This is a genomic window from Pseudonocardia sp. (assembly GCF_025965585.1).
Taxonomy (GTDB): domain Bacteria; phylum Actinomycetota; class Actinomycetes; order Mycobacteriales; family Pseudonocardiaceae; genus Pseudonocardia.
In genome coordinates this window covers 1-8,076 of record NZ_JAOPWR010000386.1, presented here as the reverse complement: position 1 = coordinate 8,076, position 8,076 = coordinate 1, and the positions used below count along the sequence as shown (strand labels likewise).

The 8,076-nt window shown below is 72.5% G+C and carries 7 protein-coding genes and 2 tRNA genes; 7 read left to right on the top strand and 2 right to left on the bottom strand.

The window, feature by feature from the left end; genetic code table 11:
- Window positions 1-366, top strand: a 366-nt coding sequence (locus JWR81_RS23955; protein WP_297657407.1) for an ACT domain-containing protein, incomplete at its 5' end; no start/stop codon positions are given.
- 44 nt (window positions 367-410) lie between these two features.
- Window positions 411-1,454 carry a 3-isopropylmalate dehydrogenase gene (locus JWR81_RS23950; RefSeq protein WP_297657404.1) on the top strand — a complete coding sequence of 348 codons (1,044 nt, stop codon included), beginning with the start codon at window positions 411-413 and terminating at the stop codon, window positions 1,452-1,454.
- Between the two features lie 57 nt (window positions 1,455-1,511).
- On the opposite strand, the gene JWR81_RS23945 is transcribed toward JWR81_RS23950, so the two are convergent.
- Window positions 1,512-1,820, bottom strand: coding sequence for an EthD family reductase (locus JWR81_RS23945; RefSeq protein WP_297657401.1), 309 nt, complete (start codon window positions 1,818-1,820; stop codon window positions 1,512-1,514).
- A 276-nt stretch (window positions 1,821-2,096) separates the two neighbouring features.
- Between JWR81_RS23945 and cimA the strand changes: the two genes are divergently transcribed.
- Both cimA and JWR81_RS23935 read left to right on the top strand, forming a co-directional pair.
- Window positions 2,097-3,722, top strand: a complete 1,626-nt coding sequence (cimA, locus tag JWR81_RS23940) for a citramalate synthase (protein ID WP_297657399.1) — start codon at window positions 2,097-2,099, stop codon at window positions 3,720-3,722.
- A 195-nt stretch (window positions 3,723-3,917) separates the two neighbouring features.
- Window positions 3,918-4,688: a GNAT family N-acetyltransferase gene (locus JWR81_RS23935; RefSeq protein WP_297657396.1), complete on the top strand. Its 771-nt coding sequence runs from the start codon at window positions 3,918-3,920 to the stop codon at window positions 4,686-4,688.
- Window positions 4,689-4,907: 219 nt separating this feature from the next.
- On the opposite strand, the gene JWR81_RS23930 is transcribed toward JWR81_RS23935, so the two are convergent.
- Complete coding sequence (locus JWR81_RS23930) at window positions 4,908-6,248, bottom strand: FAD-dependent oxidoreductase (RefSeq protein ID WP_297657394.1); 1,341 nt, start codon at window positions 6,246-6,248, stop codon at window positions 4,908-4,910.
- A 39-nt stretch (window positions 6,249-6,287) separates the two neighbouring features.
- Here JWR81_RS23930 and gltX point away from each other — a divergent pair, with 39 nt between their 5' ends.
- From gltX to JWR81_RS23915, 3 genes are all read left to right on the top strand, one after another.
- Window positions 6,288-7,781 (top strand): glutamate--tRNA ligase, encoded by a 1,494-nt coding sequence (gene gltX, locus JWR81_RS23925; RefSeq protein ID WP_297657391.1) that lies wholly within the window; start codon window positions 6,288-6,290, stop codon window positions 7,779-7,781.
- Between the two features lie 36 nt (window positions 7,782-7,817).
- A tRNA-Gln gene (locus JWR81_RS23920) sits at window positions 7,818-7,889 on the top strand.
- Window positions 7,890-7,959: 70 nt separating this feature from the next.
- A tRNA-Glu gene (locus JWR81_RS23915) sits at window positions 7,960-8,032 on the top strand.
- The last annotated feature ends 44 nt before the right edge of the window (window positions 8,033-8,076 follow it).

The window sequence follows — 8,076 nt, the reverse complement described above, 5'->3', positions numbered from 1 at the left end:
AACCTCATCACCGTGCGGGGGGCGATGGCCGACGGCAACGAGGTGACCGTCTCCGGCACGCTCTACGGCAAGAACCAGGTGCCCAAGCTGACCGAGGTCGGGGGCTTCGACCTGGACCTGGCCGCCGACGGCTACCTGCTGTTCTTCGTCTACGCCGACCGCCCGGGGGTCGTCGGTGCCGTCGGCGCGGCGCTGGGCGAGGCCGGGGTCAACATCGCCGGCGCCCAGGTCAGTCGCACGACCCAGGGCGGCGACGCGCTGATGGCGGTGACCGTGGACAGCCCGGTCAGCGGCGAACTGCTGGCCGACATCGCCGGTGCGATCGGTGCCCGCCAGGCGCGGGCCGCCGACCTGACCCCGCTCTGACCCGCCGGGCTCCGGCCGGCGGGCGCCCACTAATCTCTGGCCTCATGCGCCTGGCAGTGGTCTCCGGAGACGGCATCGGTCCCGAGGTGGTGGCCGAGGGCCTCAAGGTCCTCGGCGCGGTCGCCCCCGACGTCGAGTTCACCCCCTACGACCTGGGTGCCGCCCGTTGGCAGCGCACGGGGGAGCTGCTCCCGGACTCCGTGCTCGACGAGCTCCGCCAGCACGACGCGATCCTGCTCGGTGCGGTGGGCGACCCCACGGTGCCGGCCGGCGTCCTGGAGCGGGGGCTGTTGCTCAAGCTGCGTTTCGAGCTCGACCACCACGTCAACCTGCGGCCGGCCAAGCTCTACGACGGCGTCCGCAGCCCGCTGGCCGACCCCGGCGAGATCGACATGCTGTGCATCCGCGAGGGCACCGAGGGCCCCTACGTGGGCAACGGCGGGGTGCTGCGCCGCGACACCCCGCACGAGGTGGCCACCGAGGTCAGCCTGAACACCGCCTTCGGCGTCGAGCGGGTGGTCCGTTACGCCTTCGAGCGCGCCGTCGCCCGCCCGCGCCGGCACCTCACCCTGATCCACAAGACCAACGTGCTCGCCCACGCCGGGTCGCTGTGGTCGCGCACGGTCGAGGAGCTCGCCGCGGAGTTCCCCGAGGTGACCGTGGCCTACCAGCAAGTCGACGCCGCGTCGATGGTCTTCATCACAGACCCGGGCCGCTACGACGTCATCGTCACCGACAACCTGTTCGGCGACATCGTCACCGACATCGCCGCGGCCGTGACCGGTGGCATCGGGCTGGCCGCCAGCGGCAACCTGGACGTCAGCCGGCGCAACCCGAGCATGTTCGAACCGGTGCACGGCAGCGCGCCGGACATCGCCGGGCAGGGCATCGCCGACCCGACGGCCGCGGTGCTGTCGGTGGCGCTGCTGCTCGACCACCTCGGCGACAGGGCGTCGGCGGGCCGCATCGAAGCCGCCGTGGCGTTCGACCTGGCCACGCGCGACCACAGCGCTACCGGCCACACGCGCAGCATCGGCGACCGGCTCGCGGCGCTGGTCAGCGCGCACGCCACCTCGCCGTCCGCCTAGGACTCCGCACGTAGAACGCCCCCGGTCGGATCCGACCGGGGGCGTTCTACGTAGTGCTCAGACCTGCTTCGACGAGCCCGTCAGCATCGTGACGCCCGCGCCGGCGAAGTTCTCGAGGTCGGCCACGGCCGCCGCGCCCTCGGGGCCGCTCATCCCGGCACCGAACGCGGCCTCGTCCTCGAACTCCAGGACTGCGACCAGGTGGAACGCGGGCTTGTTGCCCTCGGCATCAGGAGCGGGATGGGAGATGGTGAAGCGCTTGAGCCCGGGCACCTTCTGGGCCAGCGGCGCGTGGACCTCCTCGTAGTGCTTGTCGAACGCCTCGGCGTCCGCGGGGTGGTTGTAGAGCGCGGTGAGCTGGTACAAGGCAACCTCCGGCAGGCGGGCCCGAGTGCCACGGTGCGCACGGGCTCCGGATCACATCTCTAGTGGATCGGTCGCCGGGCCGACACCGGGCGTCCCACCATCTGGAACGGCGGTGTGACATCGCGGGACACGTCGTGCCATGCTCGCCGCGTGTACAGCACGAGCATGACCATTATCGACGAGCGCGTCGGCTAACCAGCACCACAGCCGACGCGCAGACCTCTCGCATTCGCGGGGGGTCTTTTTTGTGTCCCGAACCAGCCAGGAGCAGCCCCGATGTCCCGCACCGAGCCCGCCGGAACCCCCCTCGGCGACGCGTTCCACGTCTACGACACCACGCTGCGTGACGGCGCCCAGCGCGAGGGCATCTCGTACTCGGTGGCCGACAAGCTGGCGGTCGCCCGCCACCTGGACGCGATGGGTGTGGGCTACATCGAGGGCGGCTGGCCGGGCGCGATGCCGAAGGACACCGAGTTCTTCGCCCGGGCCGCGGCGGGGGAGCTGGAGCTGCGGCACGCGGCGCTCGTCGCGTTCGGGGCCACCCGGCGCGCCGGCCTGACCGCGGCCGAGGACCCGCAGGTCCGGGCGCTGCTCGACTCGCTGGCACCGGTCGTCACGCTGGTGGCGAAGTCCGACCGCAGGCACGTCGAGCGGGCGCTGCGCACCGACGTCGCGGAGAACTGCGCGATGGTGGCCGACACCGTCGCGTTCCTGACCGGGGAGGGCCGGCGCGTGTTCCTCGACGCCGAGCACTTCTTCGACGGCTACGCGTTCGACCCGGACACGGCCCTGCGGGTGCTCGAGGCCGCCATGGGCGCGGGCGCCGCCGTCGCGGTCCTGTGTGACACCAACGGCGGCATGCTCCCCCTGGGCATCGCCGAGGTGGTGACGGAGGTGGCCGCACGCACCGGTTTCCGACTCGGGATCCACTGCCAGGACGACACCGGCTGCGCCGTGGGCAACTCCGTCGCCGCCGTCCAGGCCGGCGCCACCCACGTGCAGTGCACCGCCAACGGCTACGGGGAGCGGGCCGGCAACGCCGACCTGTTCGCCGTGGTCGGGAACCTGGTGACCAAGCTGGACATGCCCGTCCTACCCGACGGCGCGTTCGGCGAGCTGACCCGCACCTCGCACGCGTTGGCGGACATCGCCAACATCGCTCCCGACACCCACCAGGCCTATGTCGGGACGTCAGCGTTCGCCCATAAGGCGGGCCTGCACGCGAGTGCGATCAAGGTGGACCCCGAGCTGTACAACCACATGGACCCTGTGGTCGTCGGCAACGGGCAGCGGGTGCTGGTCACCGAGATGGCCGGCCGGGCCAGCGTCGAGCTCAAGGGCACCGAGCTCGGCCTCGACCTGGCCGGCCATCCCGACGTGGTGTCGTACGTCGTCGCCACGGTCAAGGAGCGCGAGGCGCAGGGGTGGTCGTTCGAGGCCTCGGACGCGTCGCTGGAGCTGCTGATGCGCTCCGCCCTCGGCGAGCCGTCGGGAGCGCCGTTCGTCCTCGAGTCCTACCGCGTGATCACCGAGCGGCGGCCCGACGGCGAGGTGGTGGCCGAGGCCACCGTCAAGATCGTCGTCGACGGGGAGCGGCTCATCGCCACGCAGGAGGGCAACGGACCGGTCAACGCCCTCGACGCCGCCCTGCGCTCCGCGCTCGCGCCGTCGTGCCCGTGGCTGGCGGACGTCGAGCTGTCGGACTACAAGGTCCGCATCCTCACCCGCGGCACCGCGGCCGTCACGCGCGTGCTGGTGGAGTCCACGGACCGCGCCGGCTCGTGGACGACGGTCGGCGTGCACGGCAACGTCGTGGAGGCGTCGTGGCTGGCGCTGGTGGACTCCCTCGCCTACGCGGCACTGCGAGGCCGTCCCACCGCTCTGGCCGCCGCGGCCCGGTGAGCGGCGAGCGCCGCACCTGAGCGCCCTGGGGCGGGCACCGAGTGCGGACCGCAGCGGTCACGGTCCGCACCGGCCCCCGTGATCGGCGTCCCTCGCACGTGAACGCCCCGAGGTGGGCCGTGTCGTGCGGCCGGCCGCGATCGTCGCCGCGACACGGTGGCTCCGATGCCCCCTGCGGCGGCAGGATCGCGTCCCATGGGGGATGTTCTCGAGCTGATCGACGACTTCTGCGACGCGGTGCCGCGCAGCCGCTGCACCGCGACGGACGACGGGCCGCTGCGCCTGTTCGTCCGCAACGGTCCGGGGTGGCCGTTCTACGCGCGGCCGGTGCCGGGGGGCGGGCCGGTCACGCAGGCCGACGTCGAACGGGTGCGCGCCCGGCAGCGCGAGCTGGAGGTGGCGGAGGCGTTCGAGTGGGTGCTGGCCGCCGCACCGACGATGGCCGACGCCGTCGCCGCCACGGGGCTGCCGGTGCAGGTGTGCCCGCTGCTCACGCTGGACGGCGATCCGGCGCCGGCCCCGCTGCCCCCGGGCTACACCGTGCGTCTCCTCGGCCCGGTGGACGGCGACCTGCCCACCGCTGCGCACGCCGTCTCGCGGGTGACCTCGGCGGCGTTCGGCGGGCGTCCGCCTGCCGCACCGTCGGACGCGGACCTCGCGGACCTGCGCGCCGACCTCGCCGCCGGCGCCACGGCCCGGGCCCTGGTGACGGGTCCCGACGGGCCGGTGGCCGCCGGATCGGCGCAACGGGCGGGTGATGTCGTGGAGCTGACGGGCATCGGTACCGCCATCGCCTTCCGGGGCCGCGGCCTGGGCGCGGCGGTCACCGAGGCGCTGGCCCGGGCCGCCCGGGACGCGGGCGCCGGTGTGGTGTTCCTCGCAGCTGCCGACGACGCCGCGAGCCGCGTCTACCAGCGCGTGGGCTTCGGCCGTGTGGGGGAGTGCGGCATCGCCGAGCGGGCCTGAGGGGCGGGCAGGATCGTCGCGGTGAGCCGCCGCACGAGAGCGTGAGACCTCGCCGTCTCGTGGGGGTGTCGGCCGCCGACGGGCAGCCCGTTCCGGTGATCACTGCGCAGTGGTTGCGGCCAGAGGTTGGACCAGTGTGCCGTCGCGGCCCCGGCCTGCCCTTGCCATGATCACCTCGATCTCCTTCCGGTGCCGACCAGGATCACTTCCCTCGGCGGCTCAGCGTGGTGTGGTCGCCTGCTCCGGAGATCGGCGGGCCCAGTCCGGCGCGTGCTCCGGCAGCGGGCCGATCGCCACGAGCCGCGCCGGGACGCCCTGCAGCACCGGGAACCGCTGGAGCAGCCGCATCGGCAGCGGCAGGGATGCGGCCGGGGCGGGCGTGAGTGGGTCGCCGTCGGGGTGGCCGAGCATCCCGGCCATCGGTACCGCGGCCGGGTTCGGAGTGGATGCCGTCGGCGAGGCCGCCACGGCCGGGCCGAGGATCGCCTTGTGGGCCAGCCGCTGCGCGCCCTGGATCAGCGCGGTGGGCCACCAGCGCCTGCGCTGCACCCGGCGCAGCACCGGCCGCGGCACCACGCCGCCGTCGCGCAGGGCCGGGGCCACCAGCCGCGCGGTGGCGACGGCGTCGGCCACGGCGAGGTTGATGCCCACCCCGCCCACCGGCGACATCGCGTGCGCGGCGTCGCCGATGAGCAGCAGCCCGTCGGCGTCCCAGCGGCGCAGGCGCTCGAGCTTGACGTCGAGCAGCTTGACGTCGTCCCAGCTCTTCAGCTCGCCGACGCGGTCGGCCATCCACGGCAGCAGCCCGGCGAAGCGTCGCTGCAGCTCCTCGATCCCCGCGGCGCGCAGGGCGGTGTCGCTGCCCTTGCGGATGAGGTAGCCGCACTGCCAGTACTCGCCCCGGTCGATCATCACGCAGAAGTGCCCGGTGGAGAACCGTCCGACGCCGCCGGTGGGGTCGCCCTCGTGGCGGGGAAGCCGGAACCACCAGACGTCCATCGGCACGCCGAACGACCGCGGCACCATGCCCGCGGCATCACGCACCACCGAGTCCCGCCCGTCGGCCGCGACGGTGAGCGAGGCCCGCAGCTCGTGCTCCTCGCCCGTCACGCGGTCGACGTACCGCACGCCTCCGACCCTCCCGCCGTCCCGGATCAGCCCCGTGACCTCGGCGTTGCGCCGCAGGTGGAACGAGGGCTCCTCCTCTGCCGCCTCGGCGATCATGTCGAGGAAGTCCCACTGCGGCACCAGCGCGATGTGCTGGTGCGCGCCCGGGAGCCTGCGCAGGTCGGCGAGCTGGACGGTGCCGCCGTCGAGCTGGCCCATCATGCGGTCCATCAACCGGTGCGGCACCTTCTCGAAGCGCTCCGCGAGCCCCAGCTCGTCGAGCAGCGTGAGGGTGGACGCGTGGACGGTGTCGCCGCGGAAGTCGCGCAGGAAGTCGGCGTGCTTCTCCAGGACGGTGACCTCGACCCCGGCGCGGGCCAGCAGCAGCCCGAGCACCATCCCGGCAGGACCACCGCCGACGACGAGGCAGGTCGTGCGCTCGTTATTCGCCATGCGTTGAAATTACCGCGGGTCCGCTAGCCTGGCAATACCATGAGTACCGACAGCGCCGTCCGCGTCCGCTTCTCCCCGTCCCCGACGGGCACGCCGCACGTGGGGTTGATCCGCACCGCCCTGTTCAACTGGGCCCACGCCCGTCACAACGGTGGCACGTTCGTGTTCCGCATCGAGGACACCGACGTCAACCGGGACTCCGTCGAGTCCTACGAGGCGCTGCTCGACGCGCTGCGCTGGCTCGGCCTCGAGTGGGACGAGGGCCCCGAGGTCGGCGGCGAGCACGGCCCGTACCGGCAGAGCGAGCGCGGTGCCCTCTACGCCGACGCGCTGGCGAGGCTGATCGCCGCCGACGAGGTCTACGAGTCGTTCTCCACGGCCGAGGAGATCGAGGCGCGCCACAAGGCGGCAGGCCGCGACCCCAAGCTCGGCTACGACAACGCCGACCGCGACCTCACCGACGAGCAGAAGGACGCGCTCCGCGCCGAGGGGCGCGCGCCGGTCTACCGGCTGCGCATGCCCGACCGCGACATCACCTTCACCGACCTGATCCGCGGCGATGTGACGTTCCGCGCGGGCACCGTCGCGGACTTCGTGCTCGCCCGCGGCGACGGCTCCCCGCTCTACCCGCTCACCAACCCGGTCGACGACGCGCTTATGGGCATCACCGATGTCCTGCGCGGCGAGGACCTGCTCTCCTCCACCCCGCGCCAGATCGCCCTCCTGGAGGCGCTGCAGCGGGTGGGCATCGGCAACGGGCCGTTCCGTTACGGGCACCTGCCGCTCGTCACGGGTGAGGGAAATCGCAAACTCTCCAAGCGCGACCCCCAATCCAACCTGTTCCTCTACCGCGACCGCGGATTCGTGCCCGAAGGCCTCCTCAACTATCTGGCCCTGCTCGGCTGGTCGATCGCCGAGGACCGCGACGTGTTCTCGATGGACGAGATGGCGGCTGCCTTCGACATCTCCCGGGTGTCGGCGAATGCGGCCCGATTCGACCTCAAGAAGGCCGAGGCCATCAACGCCGCCCACCTGCGGGCGCTACCGGTCGAGGACTTCGCCGCGCGCGTCGTCCCGTACCTGGAAGCCGAGGATGTGATCACCGGCACTCCGGCCGACGACCAGCTCGCCCTGCTCGCCGCGGCGGCCCCGCTGGTGCAGGAGCGCAGCGTCGTGCTGACTGACGCCGCGCGGATGCTGAAGTTCCTCTTCGTGCCCGAGGAGGACTTCGAGGTGGAGGAGGACGCCGCCGCCAAGAACCTCGGCCCCGACGCCGCTCCGGTGCTCGGCGCGGCCCTGACCGGCCTCGATGCGCTCTCCACCTGGTCCGCGGCCCAGATCGAGGAGTCGCTCAGGGCCACCCTGATCGACGGCCTGGAGCTCAAGCCGCGCAAGGCGTTCGCGCCCGTGCGCGTGGCCGTCAGCGGTCGCACGGTGTCCCCGCCGCTCTACGAGTCCATGGAGTTGCTGGGCCGCGAGCGATCGCTCGCGAGACTGAGGGCCGGTTTGGAGCGCGCGGGAGGGCTCCGCTAGAGTCCTCTCCGCAGGGCGCGAGCGATCGTGAACCCTTGGGGTATGGTGTAATTGGCAGCACGACTGGTTCTGGTCCAGTTAGTCTAGGTTCGAGTCCTGGTACCCCAGCGGCGGTGTTACCCCCGAAGGCAGCACCGGCCAGTGCGTCAGCTACAATTCCACACAGCGTTTCACCTAGGGCCCCGTCGTCTAGCGGCCTAGGACACCGCCCTCTCAAGGCGGCGGCGCGGGTTCAAATCCCGTCGGGGCTACTCAGAAATCCCGTTCCGGTTCTCCGGAGCGGGATTTTCTTTTT

Coding starts and splice junctions, on each gene's coding strand:
- JWR81_RS23950 (WP_297657404.1), top strand. CDS start 411: ATGCGCCTGGCAGTGGTCTCCGGAGACGGCATCGGTCCCGAGGTGGTG.
- cimA (WP_297657399.1), top strand. CDS start 2,097: ATGTCCCGCACCGAGCCCGCCGGAACCCCCCTCGGCGACGCGTTCCAC.
- JWR81_RS23935 (WP_297657396.1), top strand. CDS start 3,918: ATGGGGGATGTTCTCGAGCTGATCGACGACTTCTGCGACGCGGTGCCG.
- JWR81_RS23930 (WP_297657394.1), bottom strand. CDS start 6,248: ATGGCGAATAACGAGCGCACGACCTGCCTCGTCGTCGGCGGTGGTCCT.
- gltX (WP_297657391.1), top strand. CDS start 6,288: ATGAGTACCGACAGCGCCGTCCGCGTCCGCTTCTCCCCGTCCCCGACG.